At 58.5% G+C, this 19090-nt stretch carries 17 protein-coding genes; all 17 read right to left on the bottom strand.

Annotated elements, in window-relative coordinates:
* Positions 1-20: 20 nt before the first annotated feature.
* Entirely contained in the window at positions 21-3299 is a 3279-nt protein-coding gene (gene carB, locus LHAB_RS10790) for a carbamoyl-phosphate synthase large subunit (RefSeq protein ID WP_090046199.1), read from the bottom strand.
* Positions 3299-4462 (bottom strand): glutamine-hydrolyzing carbamoyl-phosphate synthase small subunit, encoded by a 1164-nt coding sequence (gene carA / locus LHAB_RS10785; RefSeq protein ID WP_194943161.1) that lies wholly within the window; start codon positions 4460-4462, stop codon positions 3299-3301. The genes carB and carA overlap by 1 nt, the downstream gene beginning before the upstream one ends.
* Before the next feature lie 199 nt (positions 4463-4661).
* On the bottom strand, positions 4662-5435 hold the full coding sequence (locus LHAB_RS10780; RefSeq protein WP_090046197.1) for a TrmH family RNA methyltransferase: 774 nt from the start codon (positions 5433-5435) through the stop codon (positions 4662-4664).
* A complete protein-coding gene (rnhB, locus tag LHAB_RS10775) occupies positions 5432-6049 on the bottom strand; it encodes a ribonuclease HII (RefSeq protein ID WP_090046194.1) in 618 nt (205 codons plus the stop codon). The genes LHAB_RS10780 and rnhB overlap by 4 nt, the downstream gene beginning before the upstream one ends.
* Positions 6021-7193: a lipid-A-disaccharide synthase gene (lpxB, locus tag LHAB_RS10770; RefSeq protein WP_090046192.1), complete on the bottom strand. Its 1173-nt coding sequence runs from the start codon at positions 7191-7193 to the stop codon at positions 6021-6023. Before lpxB ends, rnhB begins: the two co-directional genes overlap by 29 nt.
* Positions 7193-8293, bottom strand: a complete 1101-nt coding sequence (locus tag LHAB_RS10765) for a DegT/DnrJ/EryC1/StrS family aminotransferase (protein WP_090046189.1) — start codon at positions 8291-8293, stop codon at positions 7193-7195. The genes lpxB and LHAB_RS10765 overlap by 1 nt, the downstream gene beginning before the upstream one ends.
* A gap of 26 nt (positions 8294-8319) precedes the next feature.
* Positions 8320-9261 (bottom strand): Gfo/Idh/MocA family protein, encoded by a 942-nt coding sequence (locus LHAB_RS10760; RefSeq protein WP_090046185.1) that lies wholly within the window; start codon positions 9259-9261, stop codon positions 8320-8322.
* Between the two features lie 50 nt (positions 9262-9311).
* A complete protein-coding gene (lpxA, locus tag LHAB_RS10755) occupies positions 9312-10127 on the bottom strand; it encodes an acyl-ACP--UDP-N-acetylglucosamine O-acyltransferase (protein ID WP_090046183.1) in 816 nt (271 codons plus the stop codon).
* A 6-nt stretch (positions 10128-10133) separates the two neighbouring features.
* Positions 10134-10574: a 3-hydroxyacyl-ACP dehydratase FabZ gene (gene fabZ, locus LHAB_RS10750; protein ID WP_090046181.1), complete on the bottom strand. Its 441-nt coding sequence runs from the start codon at positions 10572-10574 to the stop codon at positions 10134-10136.
* Between the two features lie 2 nt (positions 10575-10576).
* A complete protein-coding gene (gene lpxD, locus LHAB_RS10745; RefSeq protein ID WP_090046179.1) occupies positions 10577-11563 on the bottom strand; it encodes a UDP-3-O-(3-hydroxymyristoyl)glucosamine N-acyltransferase in 987 nt (328 codons plus the stop codon).
* Positions 11564-11587: 24 nt separating this feature from the next.
* A complete protein-coding gene (locus LHAB_RS10740; protein WP_090046177.1) occupies positions 11588-12106 on the bottom strand; it encodes an OmpH/Skp family outer membrane protein in 519 nt (172 codons plus the stop codon).
* Positions 12106-14424: an outer membrane protein assembly factor BamA gene (bamA, locus tag LHAB_RS10735; RefSeq protein WP_090046174.1), complete on the bottom strand. Its 2319-nt coding sequence runs from the start codon at positions 14422-14424 to the stop codon at positions 12106-12108. Before bamA ends, LHAB_RS10740 begins: the two co-directional genes overlap by 1 nt.
* 204 nt (positions 14425-14628) lie before the next feature.
* On the bottom strand, positions 14629-15822 hold the full coding sequence (ispC, locus tag LHAB_RS10730; RefSeq protein WP_090046171.1) for a 1-deoxy-D-xylulose-5-phosphate reductoisomerase: 1194 nt from the start codon (positions 15820-15822) through the stop codon (positions 14629-14631).
* A 16-nt stretch (positions 15823-15838) separates the two neighbouring features.
* A complete protein-coding gene (locus tag LHAB_RS10725; RefSeq protein ID WP_090046169.1) occupies positions 15839-16687 on the bottom strand; it encodes a phosphatidate cytidylyltransferase in 849 nt (282 codons plus the stop codon).
* A gap of 72 nt (positions 16688-16759) precedes the next feature.
* Complete coding sequence (gene frr / locus LHAB_RS10720; protein WP_090046167.1) at positions 16760-17320, bottom strand: ribosome recycling factor; 561 nt, start codon at positions 17318-17320, stop codon at positions 16760-16762.
* Between the two features lie 25 nt (positions 17321-17345).
* Positions 17346-18068: a UMP kinase gene (pyrH, locus tag LHAB_RS10715; protein ID WP_090046164.1), complete on the bottom strand. Its 723-nt coding sequence runs from the start codon at positions 18066-18068 to the stop codon at positions 17346-17348.
* Between the two features lie 59 nt (positions 18069-18127).
* Complete coding sequence (tsf, locus tag LHAB_RS10710; protein ID WP_090046162.1) at positions 18128-19021, bottom strand: translation elongation factor Ts; 894 nt, start codon at positions 19019-19021, stop codon at positions 18128-18130.
* Positions 19022-19090: the final 69 nt, after the last annotated feature.

The following is a 19090-nucleotide window of genomic DNA, read 5'->3' as shown; positions in this document are numbered from 1 at the left end:
ACAGAGCTACAGGCCAGGGTTCAGGCCGCCAGTTGCGCGTGCATTTCCTGAATGGAAATCACGTCCAGCTGGTCCATGTACTTCATGCCTTCCACAGCCGCTTCTGCGCCTGCGATGGTTGTGAAGGTGGTGACGCGGTTGAGCAAGGCCGAGGTGCGGATGTGGCGCGAATCGGCGATCGCATTGCGGCGCTCTTCGACCGTGTTGATGACCAGCACCACTTCGTTGTTCTTGATCATGTCCACGATGTGCGGGCGGCCTTCGGTCACTTTGTTCACCGTGGCACAGGCCACGCCTGCGGCCTGGATCGCAACAGCTGTCCCCTTGGTCGCCACCAGCTCAAAGCCTTGGGCCACCAACTGGCGAGCCACTTCGATGGCACGCGCCTTGTCGTTGTTTTTCACCGAGATGAATACCTTGTCCGCAGACGTGCCATCGGCTTTGGTGGGACGTGGCAGCTTGGTGCCCGCGCCCATTTGGCTCTTCACAAAAGCCTCGCCAAAGGTCTTGCCAACGCCCATGACTTCGCCCGTGGATTTCATCTCGGGGCCGAGGATGGTGTCCACACCGGGGAACTTCACAAAGGGGAAGACGGCTTCTTTCACGCTGAAATAAGGGGGCGTGACCTCATGGGTGATGCCTTGCGACGCCAGAGTCTGGCCCGCCATGCAACGCGCCGCCACCTTGGCCAACTGGATGCCCGTGGCTTTGGAGACATAAGGCACGGTGCGTGAAGCGCGGGGGTTGACTTCCAGCACGTAGATCACGTCTTGGCCATCCACATGCTGGATGGCGAACTGCACGTTCATCAAGCCGACCACATTCAAAGCACCCGCCATCGCGGCCGATTGGCGCTTGAGTTCGCCCACGGTCGCAGGCGACAAAGAGTAGGGTGGCAGCGAGCAAGCCGAGTCGCCGCTGTGCACGCCAGCTTGCTCGATGTGCTCCATCACGCCACCGATGAAGGTCTTGCCTTCGGGGTCACGCAGGCAATCCACATCGCATTCGATCGCATCGTTCAAGAAGCGGTCCAACAGCACAGGCGAGTCGTGCGACACCTTGACCGCTTCACGCATGTAGCGCTCCAGGTCGCGTTGCTCGTGCACGATTTCCATGGCGCGGCCACCCAGCACATAACTGGGGCGCACCACCAAGGGGTAACCCAAGGCGGCGGCTTTTTCCAAGGCTTCGGACTCGGTGCGCGCCGTGGCGTTCGGTGGCTGCCGCAGACCCAAATTTTGCAGCAGCTTCTGGAAACGCTCGCGGTCTTCGGCCGCGTCGATCATGTCGGGGCTGGTGCCGATGATGGGCACGCCCGCAGCTTCCAGGTCCAGCGCCAATTTCAAAGGCGTTTGACCGCCGTATTGCACGATGACGCCCGTCGGCTTTTCTTTGTCCACGATTTCGAGCACGTCCTCAAGGGTTACCGGCTCAAAGTACAAACGGTCCGAAGTGTCGTAATCGGTCGACACGGTCTCGGGGTTGCAGTTGACCATGATGGTTTCATAACCATCCTCGCGCATGGCAAGTGCCGCATGCACGCAGCAGTAATCGAACTCAATACCTTGGCCAATGCGGTTCGGACCACCGCCCAGCACCATGATCTTTTTGTTGTTGGTGGGTTCGGCTTCGCACTCGCCGGCTCCCACGCCAAAGGCGTCGCCATTCCCTTCGTAGCACGAGTACATGTAGGCGGTGTCGGTCGAGAACTCGGCCGCGCAAGTGTCCACGCGCTTGTAGACGGGGCGGATGTTCAGGGCATGACGACGGGCACGCACCACATGCTCGGTGGTCTTGAGCAGCTTGGCCAAGCGGCGGTCAGAGAAGCCCTTTTTCTTGAGCGCGCGCAACTCTTCGGCCGTGATGGCTTCCAGCGTGGTGGTTTCCAGTTCCAGCTCGATCTTGACGATTTCTTCGATCTGCACCAAGAACCAAGGGTCGATTTTGGTCAAGGCGAACACCTCGTCCACTCTCAGGCCCATGGCAAAGGCATCGCCCACATACCAGATGCGCTCAGGGCCGGGCTCGCCCAGCTCTTTTTCCAGCACTTCGCGGTCTTGGGTTTTTTCGTTCATGCCGTCCACGCCCACTTCCAAGCCGCGCAGGGCTTTCTGGAAGGATTCCTGGAAGGTGCGGCCCATGGCCATCACCTCGCCCACCGACTTCATCTGGGTGGTCAAACGGCTGTCGGCTGTCGGGAATTTCTCGAACGCAAAACGCGGGATCTTGGTGACCACGTAGTCGATCGATGGCTCGAAGGAGGCAGGCGTAGCGCCGCCCGTGATGTCGTTGCGCAACTCATCGAGCGTGTAACCCACAGCCAACTTGGCGGCCACCTTGGCGATCGGGAAACCTGTGGCTTTGGAAGCCAAGGCCGACGAGCGCGAGACGCGGGGGTTCATCTCGATCACGACCATGCGGCCGTCTTTGGGGTTGATGGAGAACTGCACGTTCGATCCACCGGTATCGACACCGATTTCACGCAAGACGGCCAAAGAGGCATTGCGTAAGATCTGGTATTCCTTGTCGGTCAAGGTCTGGGCTGGAGCCACGGTGATCGAGTCGCCCGTGTGCACGCCCATGGGGTCCAAGTTTTCGATGGAGCACACGATGATGCAGTTGTCCGCTTTGTCGCGCACCACTTCCATCTCGTACTCTTTCCAGCCGAGCAAGGATTCTTCAATCAACAGCTCGGTGGTGGGAGAAGCCTCCAAACCGCGCTTGCAAATGACTTCAAATTCTTCGGGGTTGTAGGCAATGCCGCCGCCTGTACCGCCCAAGGTGAAGCTGGGGCGAATGACGGTGGGAAAACCCAGGGTCTTTTGCACGTCCCAGGCTTCTTCCATGCTGTGGGCAATGCCCGAGCGGGCCGAACCCAGGCCGATCTTGGTCATGGCGTCCTTGAACTTCAGACGGTCTTCGGCTTTGTCGATGGCTTCGGGTGTCGCGCCAATCAGTTCCACCTTGTATTTTTCGAGCACACCGTTGTGCCAGAGGTCCAAAGCGCAATTGAGTGCGGTCTGTCCGCCCATGGTGGGCAAGATGGCATCGGGGCGCTCCTTGGCGATGATCTTCTCGACCGTCTGCCAGGTGATGGGCTCAATGTAGGTCACATCGGCCGTGGCCGGGTCGGTCATGATCGTGGCAGGGTTGCTGTTGATCAGGATGACTTTGTAGCCCTCTTCGCGCAAGGCTTTGCAAGCCTGCACGCCAGAGTAGTCGAACTCGCAAGCCTGACCAATGATGATCGGGCCCGCGCCAATGATGAGGATGCTTTTGAGGTCGGTGCGCTTAGGCATTATTTTGTCTCCATCAAGTTGATGAAGCGGTCAAAGAGGTAAGCAATGTCGTGTGGGCCGGGCGACGCTTCAGGGTGTCCCTGGAAGCAAAACGCGGGCTTGTCGGTGCGGGCCAGCCCCTGCAAGGTGCCGTCAAACAAGGACACGTGCGTGGCACGCAAGTTGGCGGGCAAGGACTTTTCGTCCACCGCAAAACCGTGGTTCTGGCTGGTGATGGACACGCGACCGGAGTCGAGGTCTTTCACGGGATGGTTCGCGCCATGGTGGCCAAACTTCATCTTGAAGGTTTTGGCACCGCTGGCCAGGGCCATGATCTGGTGACCCAGGCAAATTCCAAAAGTGGGGATACCCGTCTCGATCAACTCGGCTGCCGCCGCAATGGCGTAGTCGCAAGGCTGTGGGTCGCCAGGGCCGTTCGACAAAAAGATGCCATCGGGCTGGTGTTTGAGGACATCCGCAGCAGAAGTTTTGGCGGGGACCACCGTGACTTTGCAGCCGCGTTCAGCCAGCATGCGCAAGATGTTTTTCTTCACGCCAAAGTCATAGGCCACCACATGGAACTTGGGGCTTGTCAGGGTGCCATAGCCATTACCCAGTTGCCACTCGGTTTGGGTCCAGTCGTAAGGACGGGCCACAGTGACTTTCTGCGCCAAATCGAGGCCCGCCATGCGGGGGGCCGACTTTGCTGCGGCAATTGCTTGGTCAATGAGCGCTTGGGTAACAACTTGGCCTTTGGCCAAACCCACAATGGCACCGTTTTGGGCACCCTGGGTGCGCAAGATGCGGGTGAGTTGGCGGGTGTCGATGTTGGCGATGGCAACGGTGCCGGCTTCAACAAGGTAGGACGACAGATTTTGGCTGGAGCGGAAATTGCTCGCCACCAAAGGCAAGTCTTTGATGATCAGACCAGCGGCATGGACTTTGTCGGATTCGATGTCTTCCACGTTGACGCCGTAGTTGCCGATGTGCGGGTACGTCAAAGTGACGATCTGCTGGCAATAACTGGGGTCGGTGAGGATTTCTTGGTAACCGGTGAGCGAGGTGTTGAACACCACTTCGCCGACGGTAGAGCCGGTGGCTCCGATCGAATTGCCGATAAAGACCGTGCCGTCTGCAAGCGCCAAAATGGCGGGCGGGAAGGTTCCCTGAAGAGACAAAAGCACTGGGTTCTCCGGAATAGTTCGGGTACGCCTCAGCACTCACCAGAGATGGGATCTCTTTTTGGCTGCTTGTTCGAGGATTGGGCCTGGGATGGACTGTGGCGTACAGGTTGATGCGGGAAAGCCTCTCATTATAGCTGAGGACCGCTAGTAAACCCTGACAAATCACGCGCGCTGACCCTGACCCTGAGCGCCCATGGGTTCAAGGTCCTGCGGTGGCGCTGGCGTGCAGGCAAATGGCCGCTGCCGTGGCCACATTGAGGGATTCTTCACCGCCAGGCTGGGCAATGCGAACCGGATACTGAGCCATGGCCATCAAGCCAGGGCTAACCCCCTGCCCTTCGTGCCCGAAGACCCATGCACAAATTTGGGGCAACTCCCGCGCTTGCAACAAGGCATGCAAAAAAGGCCCCTCGTGGGAGCTGGTGGTGAGCAAGGGCACCTGCAAAGCAGCCACATCGGCCTCGCTGAGCGCTTCGACCAGGTGCAGACCCCAATGCGCCCCCATGCCCGCTCGCAGCACCTTCGGTGACCACAAGGCTGCTGTGCCCTTGATGGCCAGCACCTGGCGGTAACCGAAAGCCGACGCACAGCGCAAGATGGCACCGACATTGCCCGCGTCCTGCAAACGGTCCAGCACCACGGTGGCCGCATCGGGCAGCACCTGATGGGCAGCCTGCCACGGCACCACAAAACCCATGCGGGCCGGAGACTCCAAGCCACTGAGGCTGGCAAACAAGGCATCGGGCACCACAAACACCTGATCGGTCAGCCCCAGCCATTGGCCACCCTGCTCGGCTTGAAATGACTCGCTCAATACCACCTGCAGCGGATGCACACCACGCTCCAAGGCAGCTCGGCACAGGTGATCGCCTTCCAACCAGAACTGCCCCGACTTGCGGTAAGCCGTGCTGTCCTGAGCCAAACGCCGCCAAATTTTGAGCTGCGGATTGTCCCGCGAGCTGATCGATTTCATCGCACACTCCTGGCCACCGGGGCAAATGTCATGCGGTGACAGGCGGCCGGGCCATGCGCTCGCAATGCGGCCAAATGCTGCGCTGTGCCATAGCCCTTATGCTGGTCAAAACCGTACAAAGGGTACCGCTCGTGCATCGCGTCGCACAAGCGGTCACGGTGTACCTTGGCCAAAATGGAAGCCGCCGAGATGGCAGGCACCAAAGCATCGCCTTGAACGATGGCTTCGGCACGAATGGACAAGGTGGGCAAGCGGTTGCCATCGACCCTGACCAACTTGGGCGGCAAACGCAAAGCCTCTACCGCCCGTTTCATGGCCAGCAGTGTGGCTTGCAGGATGTTGATTTGGTCAATTTCCTGCACGCTCGCCTCCGCAATCGCAAAACACAGGGCTCGCGCCCGGATCTCGTCAAACAAGGCCTCGCGGCGCTTGGCCGTGAGTTTTTTGGAATCGTTCAACCCGCGAATGGGGTTCAAATCGTCCAAGATCACAGCGGCGGCCACCACGGGGCCCGCCAAGGGTCCGCGCCCGGCCTCGTCCACCCCGGCCACCAGGCCATGGGTCTCCCAGTTCAAGGTTGTTTGCTCAAGCAGCAAGGACTTTTTGGATCGCATGGCTGGCCAGCGTCGGCATGTCCAAACGCAGTTGAAGGTGCAGGTCGTTAAATCGCTGCTGGATTTTCGCCACCGCTGCTGGATCGTCCAGCCAACGCAAAACAGCTTGGGCCAATGCTTGGGGCTGCACCTGCTCCTGCAAGAACTCGGGCACCAAGCCTTCGTTGCACAAAATATTGGGCAATCCCACCCAAGGCAACAAGCGCTGGCGGTTGGCAATTTGCCAGGAAAGCCATTGCATTTTGTAGGCGATGACCATGGGGCGTTTGTGCAAAGCGGTCTCCAGCGTGGCCGTGCCACTGGCCACCAAAGCCACATCACAAGCCGCCTGCACGTCGTGCGAACGGCCCATCACCAAGTGGACATGCGCCTGCATGCCGGCCTGGGCGATGGCCGCCTCGACCAGGTCCTTCAATGGGCCGTGGGTCGGCAGCACAAACTGCAAATCGGGTCTTTGTGTGTGCATGAGCCGGGCCGCCTCCAAAAAGGGCAAGGCCAAACCCTTCACCTCTGAAGGTCGACTGCCCGGCAGCAAGGCCACGACGGTGCCCTCTGCAGGCAAGCCCAAGGTTTGACGCGCATGCAAACGGTCGGGCTCCATTGCAATCACATCGGCCACCGGGTGACCGACAAACGTGCCGTCAATACCATGTTGGGCCAACAATTCCGGCTCGAAAGGGTAAATGCACAGGACATGGTCCACGCTGTCACGGATTTTTTGGACACGCTCCGGACGCCAAGCCCAAATCGAGGGACACACCAACTGAACAGTGGGCACGCCTTTTTGCCGCAGCAAGCGCTCCACGGGCAAGTTGAAATCGGAAGCATCCACACCCACAAACAGATCAGGGGGAGAGGACAGCAAATTTTGGATCAAGGCCTGCCGGATACCATTGATGTGGCGGTAACGCCAAAGTGCTTCCACCAAACCGCGCACCGACAGCTCGTCACATGACCAGCGCGACACAAAACCGGTCGCATCCATCTGCGGCCCGCCAATGCCTGAAGCTCGCAACAGAGGCCAGGTTTTTTGCATGCCTTGCAACAACAAGGCCGCGAGCATGTCGCCCGAACGCTCGGCCGCCACCATGCTCACACGCAAGTCTGGTGTGACCAGGGTCGCTGTAGGCCGTGCGTCTGGCATCACGCCTTCAAAGCCTGGCGAATCACGCCGCACACCTCGTCGATGGCTTCGTTGCTCAGCTCAGGATAGATCGGGAGCGACAAGCAGCGCTGCGCCACCGACTCGGTGACTGGGAAATGGGTCCCCGCAGAAATACCGGCAAACACCTTTTGCTGGTGCAAAGGCACGGGGTAATAAACAGCGCTGGCGATTTTGTGCTCAGTCAAAGCCTGTTGAATGGCCGCACGGTCATCGGTCAACACGGTGTACTGGTGGAACACATGCAAGCCCACGCCATCTTCGCAGGGCGTTTGCAAGTTCAGCAAACACAAGCCAGCGTTGTACCGGTGGGCAACGCGGCGACGCTCTTGGTTGTAATGGTCAATCAACGGCAGCTTGGCCCGCAGCACCACGGCCTGCAGTTCATCAAGTCGGCTGTTGTAACCCACGATGTCGTGGTAATAGCGCACCTTGCTGCCGTGGTTGCGAAGCATGCGCAGAGTTTCCGCCATGTCGTCCGACTGCGTTGTGACCATACCGCCGTCACCAAAGCAGCCTAAATTTTTACTGGGGAAAAAGCTGAAAGCTGCCACATCACCCATTGCGCCAGTCTGGATGCCACCGATGTCGGCACCAAAAGATTGTGCGCAGTCTTCCACCAATTGAAGCTGGTGTTCTTTGGCCAAGGCCATCAAAGGCGCCAAATTGGCGGGCTGTCCAAACAAATGCACCGGCAACAAGGCCTTGGTCTTGGCGGTGATGGCGCGCTGGGCCTGCGCCACGTCGATGTTGAAGGTGCAGGGATCGATGTCCACAAATACGGCTTTGGCCCCCACATATGCAATGGCCTCTGCGGTGGCGATGAATGTGAAAGGCGTGGTGATCACTTCGTCGCCAGGCCCAATGCCCGCAGCCAACAAGGCCAAGTGCAATGCATCGGTGCCGTTGGCACAAGTGATGGCGTGGGCGACACCCAGGTAGTCCGCCGCCTCTTTTTCAAAAGCTTGAACGTTGGGGCCCAAAATGAACTGCGCAGCCGTTAAGGCTTTCAAAAATGCAGGTTCCAACTGAGGCTGGAGATCGCGGTACTGAGCGACCAGATCGACCATAGGGATGGGCATGGCGGTCCTTTCAAATGTTCGGAAAATCAGGAAATCAGTCGGGTGGCTTCGGTGATGCGCTGAACAGCCTCCAACGCACGGCGACCAGCTTCACCGCTCACCTTGGGTGGGCGGCCTTGCCGAATGCTCTCGACAAAGTCGAGGATTTCGGAAAACAAAGGATCGGCCTCGCCAAACGACTGCTCGTGCCGCTCAATGGCCTGTTCGGGATCGGACAGAGGCGTGGTGGCACCGCGGTAGGTCGTCAAGGTCCGGGCCTGGAAGTCCAAGGAATGGCAAGCCTGATGTTGGAAGACACGCATTTTGCGCTCGCTCTTGGCGCTCACGCGACTGGCGGTCACATTGGCCACGCAACCGTTGGCAAAGCGAATCCGTGCATTGGCAATGTCGATGTCGGATGTCAACACCCGCGCCCCAGAACATTCCACACTTTCCAGCTCGCTGTCGACCAGCGACAGGATCAAATCCACATCGTGGATCATCAAATCCAACAGCACACTCACATCGGTGGCGCGTGGCTTGAACGGAGCCAAGCGCGAGCTGTCAATGAATCGAGGGTTGGACAACAAGGGCTCCAGCGCCAGGGCGGCCGGATTGAATCGCTCCAGATGCCCCACCGCCAACACGCATTGGTTTTCTTTCGCCAGGCGGATCAGTGCATCGGCCTGCTCCAGGGTGGTGGTCATGGGCTTTTCAACCAAAACATGCACACCGGCCCGCAGAAACTCGGCACACACTTCGTAATGACCTTGGGTGGGCACCACGATGGAGACCGCGTCGACCTGACCGATCAAGGACTTGTAGTCTGTCAGCGCCGCACAGCCCAAGGAGCCGGCGACAAGCTCGGCCTGATCCTGCCGACTGTCTACCACCGCGACGAGCTGACACTCGGGAATTTTGGCGTACTTTTGAGCATGAAACTTGCCCAGATAACCAACGCCAATGACGGCGCAACGCAACAGGGCCACATGGCCCTCCTTTCATGCTCGGGCCAGGAAAGTCCTGACCCTTGGGTTGTTCAATCGACCGACCGACGACGCGAACGCACAATGCCCACTTTGGGCGAAACGCCCGCCAAAAAGTCCAGCATCATGTCGACGTCGGCCTGAACCTCCGGTTTATCCTTGGCGATTTGCAAGATGCGTTCTTTGGAGGCTTCCAGAGTGAGGTTTTCGCGGTAAAGGGCTTTGTGCATGGCCCGCACGGCAGCGATTTGGGTCGGCGAATAACCGCGGCGACGCAAACCTTCGGCGTTCACGGTGCGGGCTGAAGCGGGCTGGCCCTGACATGTCACATAGGGCGGGAGGTCGGCAAACAGCAAAGTGCACATGGCCGTGAAGCTGTGCGCCCCCAGCCGCAAAAACTGGCGCACCACAGTGAAGCCGCCGAGGATGACCCAGTCGCCCACCACCACGTGACCCGCCAATTGCGAGTTGTTGGCAAAAATGGTGTGGCTGCCAATGTGGCAATCGTGCGCCAAATGGACATACGCCATGAACAGGTTGTCATCACCCACCCGGGTCACGCCACCGCCGTTGACGGTGCCGGCATTGAAAGTGCAAAACTCCCGAATGGTGTTGCCGTCGCCGATCACCAAACGGGTGGGTTCACCCGCGTATTTTTTGTCCTGCGGCGCAGCGCCCAAGGAGGTGTAGCTGTGGATGTGGTTGTTCTGTCCGATGGTGGTATGGCCCTCGATCGTGCAATGCGAGCCCACCGTGGAGCCAGCACCGATGACCACATTCGGGCCAATGAGGGTGTAAGGACCAACGGTCACGGAGGCGTCCAGCTGGGCGGCCGGATCGACCAAAGCGGTGGAATGGATAGTCGCCATAGGTCCTCAGGCAATTTTGCGCATGGTGCACATCAATTCAGCTTCGCAGGCCAGCTCGTCACCCACCTTGGCCTGGGCCTTGAACTTGAAAATTCCAGCCTTCATGCGGTCCAGCTGCACATCCAGCGTCAATTGATCGCCAGGCTCGACCGGACGCTTGAAACGCGCGCCGTCAATGCCCGCAAAATAATAGACCGTGTTGTCATCGGGCGCGGCGTCCAAGGTATCAAAAGACAACAACGCGGCCGCTTGGGCCAAGGCCTCCAGCATCAGCACGCCAGGCATGACCGGACGGTGAGGGAAATGGCCTGTGAAAAATGGCTCATTGATTGTGACGTTCTTCAAAGCCTTGATGCGCACGCCTTTTTCGAGCTCCAGCACACGGTCCACCAGCAAAAACGGGTAGCGGTGCGGCAGCTGCTTGAGAATTTTGTGAATGTCCATCATGGTCAATTTTCCTTGTCGTTTTGAATGTCCGCCTCGAGGGCTTTGATGCGATCGCGCAAGCGGGACAATTGTTTGAGGCTGGCGGCGTTTTTTTCCCAATTGGCATTGCTGTCCAGCGGAAACATCCCGGTGTAGTGGCCGGGTTGCGAGATGGAACGCGTGACCACCGACGCCGCAGAAATGTGCACATGGTCGGCCAGGCTCAGATGCCCCAGCACCACGGCGCCGCCGCCCACAGTGCAGTGAGCACCAATCTTGGCACTGCCAGCCACGCCAACGCACCCGGCCATGGCCGTGTGCTTGCCAACGTGCACGTTGTGGCCAATCTGAATCAGGTTGTCGAGTTTGACGCCTTCTTCAATGACCGTGTCCTCCAAGGCCCCTCGGTCAATGCAGGTGTTGGCCCCGATTTCCACATCGTTGCCAATGCGCACAGCACCGAGTTGCTCTATTTTTTCCCACTGGCCCTGGTGGGGGGCAAACCCAAAACCGTCTGCGCCAATGACCACGCCCGAGTGCACCAGGCAGCGCGCCCCGATTTTGCAGTCTTCACCCACTGTGACTCGGGACTTCAGCCATGTACCGGGGCCCACCACGGCACCGCGCTCAACCACGCACAAAGGGCCAATCACAGCATCCTCGGCGATATGGGCCTCGGGATCGATCACCGCACTCGGGTGGATCCTGGGTCCTGAAGGCTGGGGCAGCGCTCGCTTCCACAAACGGGTCAAGCGGGCGAAGTACACATAAGGGTCATCGGTCACGATGGCCGCAGGGCGCTGGATCACCTGGGCCTCTAACGCCGGGCTCACAATCACGCAGCCTGCCAAGCTGTTGGCCAGTTGGCTTTGGTAACGGGCTTGGCTGAGGAAACTGATCTGGTCGGGCTGCGCACTGAGCAAAGGCGCCAATCCCGACACTTGCATGTCGGACGGACCCAACAGTCGCCCTCCCAAGGTCTCAACAATAGCGCCCAGAGACAGCGACACGGTTTCAAACAGGCTGCGCGCCTGTTATTTACCCACCGAGGCGTTGAGGGCCTTGATGACTTTTTCTGTGATGTCGTGCTTGGGATTGAAGTAGGCCGCGTCCTGCAAAACCAGGTCGTACTTCTCGGACTCGGCCACTTGCTTGACAGCACGTCCGGCTTTTTCGAACAGCATCTGGTTTTCTTCGTTCTTGCGGGCACCCAAATCCTCTTGGAACTCACGCTGACGACGCTTCAAGTCACGGTCCTGCTCGATCAGCTGCTTTTGCTTGGCCACCCGCTGGGCTTCGGACAAGGTGGGCGCATCGCGCTCGAACTTTTCAGCCGCAGCCTTGAAAGAGTTGATGGCGTCATTGAGGTCTTTTTCGCGCTTTAGAAACTCAGACTCCAACTTGGCCTGAGCTGCCTTGGCCACGTTCGAATCACGCAAAATTCGGTCGGTGTTGACGATACCGATTTTGAAATCCTGCGCCTGCACCCAGCCGGTGAAAGCCGATGCACCAACCAGCAGTGCGACGAGAAGGTTCTTGCGAATCGTTTTCATTAGAAAGAGGTTCCGATCTGGAATTGGAATTTCTGGATTTTATCGCTTGTCTCTTGGCGAATGGGCATCGCATAAGAGAAGCGCAAAGGGCCCATGGGAGAGATCCAGCTCAGGCCGATACCGGCAGAGGCACGCAGATCACCGAGCGAGATTTTTTCATTGTCGCCAAAGGCTCGGCCGATGTCTGTGAAGCCAAACAAACGCAGGGTTTTGTCGTTGCCCGCACCGGGAAAGGGCACCATGAATTCGGCATTCAAAACGATTTTCTTCGGCCCTCCCAAATAAACAAGTGCCGAGTTCGATGAGCTGGTCGCTCTTGAAGGCCCCAAAGTCGATTGCTCAAAGCCGCGCACACTGCCCAAACCACCCACGAAGAAATTCTTGAAAATGGGGAATGGCTGACCGCTCAGGCCTTGGCCCCACCCCAAATCAGCATTCAAGGCCAAGGTGTATTTCTTGCTCAGCGGAAAATACTGCTGGTATTGGTAGTTGCTGCGGAAATAACGCACGTCGCCTGCGAAGCTCAAATCCGCATTGAAGCGCTGGAATGTGCCCTTGGTCGGAACCAAGGCGCTGTCTCGCCCATCCCTGGCCCACCCCAATGTCAGCGGGATAGCGGTGCTGGTGGCGCCAAATTGATCCGCGTACTCCGTGTACGGATCGGGCAAGCCTGTTCCTGCCTTGATTTGGGTCTGCTCAGCATTGGCACCCACAAAAACCGTGTCGGTCTCGGTCACAGGCACCCCGAAACGCAGGCCCAAGCCCGAGTTGATCAGGCTGTAGGAATTGATGTCGCCCAAATAAGGGCGGGTGGTGCGTTGAAAGACATCGATCGTGCGGGAAATACCGTTTTGCGTGAAGTACGGATCCGTCGTGCTCAGAACCAGGTTGCGGTTGTATTTGCTGGTGTTGACTTCAACGGCCAAATAGTTGCCCGAACCGAACGCGTTTTCCTGGCGGACACCAAAACTCAAGGTCACCTTTTCGGCCGAAGAAAAACCCGCTCCCAAAGAAATGCTGCCGGTTGGCTTTTCGGCCACGGTGAACATCAAATCGACTTGGTCGGGGGTGCCCGGGATTTCGACGGTTTCCACGTTCACGTCCGTGAAAAAGCCCAAGCGGTCAACACGATCGCGGGACAGGCGAATTTTGTCGCCGTCGTACCACGCCGCTTCGAACTGGCGAAACTCACGGCGGATCACTTCGTCACGAGTACGGTTGTTGCCAGAGACCAAAATGCGCCTGATGTAAGCCCGTCGTGAAGGCTCGGCCTGCAGCACAAACTGAACACGGTTGTTCTGGCGGTCAATTTCCGGCTTGGCTTCGACTTTGGCAAAGGCAAACCCAAACTTACCAAAATAATCGGTGAAGGCCTTGGTAGTCTCGGCAACGGTTTCGGCGTTGTAGGGCTTGCCCACACCAATCTTGACCAGCGCCTTGAATTCATCGTCCTTGTCGAGGTAGTTGCCTTCGAGCTTCACCCCCGAAACGACAAAGCGCTCCCCCTCGGTCACGTTGATCGTGATGGCCATTTCCTGCTTGTCGGGCGACATGGCCACCTGGGTGGAGTCAATCCGGAACTCCAGAAAACCACGGGCCAAATAAAAGGAACGCAGCGCTTCCAGGTCGGCGTTGAGCTTGTTGCGTGCATAGCGGTCTGACTTGGTGTACCAACTCATCCAACCGCCCGTGTCCAGATTGAACTGGTCGCGCAGGTCAGACTCGGTGAATGCCTTGTTGCCCACAATCTGGATTTGCTTGATCTTTGCCGGGCCGCCTTCGGTGATGGTGAAACTCAAATTCACGCGATTGCGGTCCAAGGGCGTGGTCGTGCTGACCACTTCAGCACCGTACAAACTGCGGTTGATGTACTGTCGCTTGAGTTCTTGCTCGGCCTTGTCGGCCAGGGCTTTGTCGTAAGGACGCCCTTCCGCCAGACCGACTTCCCTCAAGGCTTTGAGCAATACATCCTTGTCGAACTCTTTGAGACCGATGAACTCGACCGTGGCCACCGAAGGCCGCTCTTCCACCACCACCACCAGCACATCGCCTTCGGTTTCAAGGCGCACGTCCTTGAACAAGCCCAAAGCAAACAAGGCGCGAATGGCGGCTGCGCCTTTTTCGTCCGAATATTGATCACCCACGCGCAGCGGCAATGAGGCAAATACGGTGCCGGATTCGATTCGCTGCAAACCTTCCACTCGGATGTCTCTCACGATGAAGGGGTCAACAGCCCAGGCGGGCATGCAAGCCATCAAACTGGCGGCCAGCATCCATGCGGCAGGTTGAAGGCGTGAACGAATGTCAAAAAAATTCATGGAACAACCATAAAAAGATCAACGGCCTGAGGTGCGTGGACCACCCGAGCCTTAACCCATTTGAAAAAAGCAGATCTGCACGCCAAGGGCGAACAACGCAGCATTTTCGCCTGAAAACGCGGTCACAGTGGTCTGCACCGTGAAGTTTTGATGATACACCCCGCTAAGCGGCTTGCGAGGCCAGCGCCCAAGGGATGGCAACCCTCACGCCAGTTTGCCAAGCACTTGCCGAGCAGCGTCGCGACTTTGGCGGTCAATGGCCAGCAAGTCCGCCAGATTCTCGGGTGGAATGCTGTGCACAGCGTTGAGGGTCGCCTCGTTCACATGGTGAATTTGATCAAATCGAATGCGACGGTTCAAGAAAGCGTCCACCGCGATTTCGTTGGCGGCATTGAGCACCGCACAACTGCCGGGGGCACCCTGGAGGGTGGCCCAAGCCAGCTTCAAGCCTGGAAAACGCTCCGGATGACCATGCCCATCCATGGACTCAAACGTCATGGCGGCCAAAGTATGGAAGTCGAGCGCCGAAGCCCCTGAGACCATGCGCTCCGGCCAGCTCAAGCCGTAGGCGATGGGTACCCGCATGTCGGGCGTGCCCAACTGGGCCACCACCGAGTTGTCTTTGTACTGGACCATGGAATGGATCACGCTTTGCGGGTGAATCACCACCTCCAATTGCTCAGGTGCCAATCCAAACAAATACCGTGCCTCGATGACTTCGAGGGCCTTGTTCATCATGGTCGCGGAATCCACTGATATTTTGCGCCCCATCACCCAATTGGGGTGGGCGCATGCCTGCTCCGGCGTGACATCCTTCAGGCTCCCGGGCTCTCGCCCGCGAAATGGCCCACCCGAAGCGGTCAGGATGATTTTGTGGACACGCCGCTGCCAGGTGGCAGGGTCCTCGGGCAAGGACTGGAAAATCGCCGAATGCTCGCTGTCAATCGGCAACAATACCGCCCCCCCCTCGCGAACGGCCGACAAAAAGACCTCGCCGCCCACCACCAAGGCTTCTTTGTTGGCCAATAGGAGCTTCTTGCCGGAACGTGCGGCAGCCAAACAAGAGGACAAGCCTGCGGCACCCACGATGGCGGCCATGACGGCATCCACTTGAGGGGCACAGGCCACCTCGTCCAGCGCAGCAGCACCCCAGCGCACTTCGGTGCGCAAGCCCTCGGCCTTGAGCTTGTCTGCCAAAACACCTGCCGCGCCCTCATCGACCATGACCGCCACTTCGGGTTTGAACTGCGCGCACTGGGCCAGCATCAGATCCACTTGGGTCGATGCGGTCAAGGCGTACACCGCAAACTGCTGCGGGTGTCGCGCCAAAACATCCAAAGTGCTCTTGCCAATGGAGCCTGTAGAGCCCAGGATGGTGATCCGCTGGAGGGTTTGCATGTGATCCACTCTCATTTCAAATCCAATCAATCAGCATCATCGCCAAAGGCAGTGTTGGCAGCAAGGCGTCCACGCGGTCCAGCACACCCCCGTGGCCCGGCAGCAGGCCGGAACTGTCTTTCATGCCCGCACTGCGCTTGACCAAGGACTCCACCAAATCGCCCACCACACTCATGGCGGACATGAAGAACAATGCCGGCAAAGTCACCCACCAACCTTGGGCCCACAACAAGGAATAAAAACTCAGATCCGACAAAGCCCAGCGTCGGTCCACTTCGACCCAGAGGCCGGCCACACACAAGACCCCGAATATGCCGCCGAAAGCTCCTTCCCAACTCTTGCCGGGACTGATGCTGGCGGCCAGCTTGGTCTTGATCCAACGGCCGCCGAGGGCCTTGCCGAAAAAATAAGCAAAAACATCGGCTGCCCAGACCAGAACCAAAACCGACAAGAGAAAGTTCACGCCCCTTTGATGCGCTTGCGCCATCGCCAGCCAAGCCAGGGTCAGCAGCGCGATCCCGCCCAGCCAGCGGACAAAGCGTGGCCACCGTGCCCAGCCGGGCACCCCACGCTGAATCATCCAACTGCCCAGCAAGACCCACAGGGCACCCGCCATCAGCCACACCCATGGCGGCGTGCGTTGAACCCAGCCCATTTGTATGGCCGCACCGCATGCCAGCAGGCAAAGCAAGGCCCCCAACCAAGTCCGGGCAGCGGTCAAGCCATTGAGTCGCCCCCACTCCCAAGCGCCTGCAGTGATAAGGAGCAGTGTGAGCGCCATAAATGGCCAAGGATGGGCCGCAAACAAAGCAGGCAGCAGCAAGGCCAACAGGACCAAGGCGGTGATGATGCGTTGTTTGAGCACAGATTCTCCATAAAAAAGGCCGCCAAGGGGCGGCCTTACAGGCCGTGCAAAGCCACGGCGCCAGACTCCAACTCACACAGCCATGATTTCTTGTTCTTTGGCTGTCACCAGCTGGTCAATCTCGGTCATGCGTTTGTCGGTCAGTTTCTGGACATCGGCCTCGGCACGTTTTTGATCGTCCTCGGACACTTCCTTGTCCTTGACCAGCTTTTTAACCGACTCATTGGCATCGCGGCGCAAATTGCGGATGGCGATCTTGCTGTTTTCACCTTCGGTGCGGGCCAGCTTGGTCATTTCCTTGCGGCGCTCTTCGCTCATGGGAGGCATCGGCACGCGGATCAAATCGCCCATGGAAGCAGGGTTCAGGCCCAAATCGCTTTCACGAATGGCCTTCTCGATCTTGGCCCCCATGCCTTTTTCCCAAGGCTGAACGCTGATGGTACGGGCATCCATCAAGGACACATTGGCCACTTGCGACAAAGGCACCAGGGAGCCGTAGTAATCGACATGGATGGTGTCGAGCAGTGCCGGATTGGCACGCCCTGTGCGAATCTTGGTCAAATTGTTTTTGAAGGCCGCAATGGACTGGTCCATTTTGGTTTCGGTTGTTTTCTTGATGTCAGCAATGGTCATGGGGGTTCTCCTCGTCAGAACGGGCTCAAGCATAAACCAGGGTGCCTTCGTCCTCACCCAGCACCACGCGCTTCAAAGCACCGTTCTTGATGATCGAAAACACCTTGATCGGCAGTTTCTGGTCGCGGCACAAGGCAAAAGCCGTGGCGTCCATGATGCCCAGATTGCGCGAAATGGCCTCGTCGAAGCTGATTTCACTGTAACGCGTGGCAGAAGGGTCTTTTTTAGGATCGGCCGTGTAAACACCATCGACCTTGGTGGCCTTGAGCACCATCTCGGCACCGATTTCGGCACCGCGCAAAGCAGCCGCCGTATCGGTCGTGAAAAACGGATTGCCAGTGCCCGCCGCAAACACCACGACCTTGCCCTCTTCGAGGTATTGCAAAGCCTTGGGGCGCACATAGGGCTCAACCACTTGGTCGATGCCGATGGCCGACATGACACGGGCCGTCAGACCGGCCTTGTCCAAGGCGTCGGCCAAGGCCAAGGAGTTCATCACGGTGGCCAGCATGCCCATGTAATCGGCCGTGGCACGGTCCATGCCCACAGCACCCCCTGCCACACCGCGGAAGATGTTGCCCCCACCAATGACCACAGCGACCTGAACGCCCAGACGGTTGATCTCGGCGATCTCTTCGGCCATGCGCACGATGGTGGCACGGTTGATGCCAAAGGCATCGTCCCCCATCAAGGCCTCGCCGGACAGCTTGAGCAAAATTCGCTTAAAGGCTGGCTTGGCTGAAGACATGAGGTGCTCCTTGGGGTTCAATGGGGACAATGGGTTGGCAAATCAGCTGGGGCGTGAACTCAGGCTGCGCCTTGGGCCGCAGCCACTTGGGCGGCCACTTCGGCGGCGAAGTCGTCCACCTTTTTCTCAATGCCTTCGCCGACCACATACAGGGTGAATGCCTTGACGGTGGTGCCTGCGGCCTTGAGCATCTGCTCGACGGTCTGCTTGTCGTTCTTGACGAAAGACTGGTTGAACAACGACACCTCTTTGAGGTACTTCTGAACCGAACCCTCCACCATTTTGGTGACGATGTCAGCGGGCTTGCCGGACTCGGCAGCCTTGGCCGCGGCAACCGAGCGCTCTTTTTCAATCAACTCGGCAGGCACTTCGGCGCTGGTCAAGGACACAGGCTTCATCGCGGCCACGTGCATGGCGACGTCTTTGGCAGCAATTTCATCGCCTTCAAATTCGACCAACACGCCGATGCGGGTGCCGTGCAGGTAGTTGGCAATCTTGGCGCCACCGGAAGCACGCTTGAAGCGGCGGAAGCTCATGTTCTCGCCGATCTTGCCGATCAGGCCCTTGCGCACTTCTTCCAAAGTAGGGCCAAAACCGTCCTGGCTGTAAGGCAACTCGCCCAAGGCAGCGATATCGGCGGGGTTGTGCTCGGCCACCAACTTGGCGGCGGCGTTGGCCAAAGCCAGGAAGCTGTCGTTCTTGGTCACGAAGTCGGTTTCGCAGTTGACTTCGATCATGGCGCCAGTGGTGCCGCTCACGAAGCTGGTCACCACGCCTTCGGCGGTCACGCGGGAAGCGGCTTTGCCAGCCTTGGTGCCCAGCTTGACGCGAAGCAGTTCTTCGGCTTTGGCCATGTCGCCTTCGGCTTCGGTCAAGGCTTTTTTGCACTCCATCATGGGAGCGTCGGTTTTTGCGCGCAGTTCAGCGACCATGCTTGCGGTAATTGCAGCCATTTGATTTCTCCGTATTCAGTCTAAAAGTCAGATTAAAAAAAAGGGGCCACAAAGCCCCTTTCATCGAGT

The organism is Limnohabitans sp. 2KL-27 (assembly GCF_001269345.1).
GTDB lineage: Bacteria > Pseudomonadota > Gammaproteobacteria > Burkholderiales > Burkholderiaceae_C > Limnohabitans_A.
Note: the sequence above shows the minus strand (reverse complement) of the source record. Positions and strands in the feature narration are given on the sequence as shown.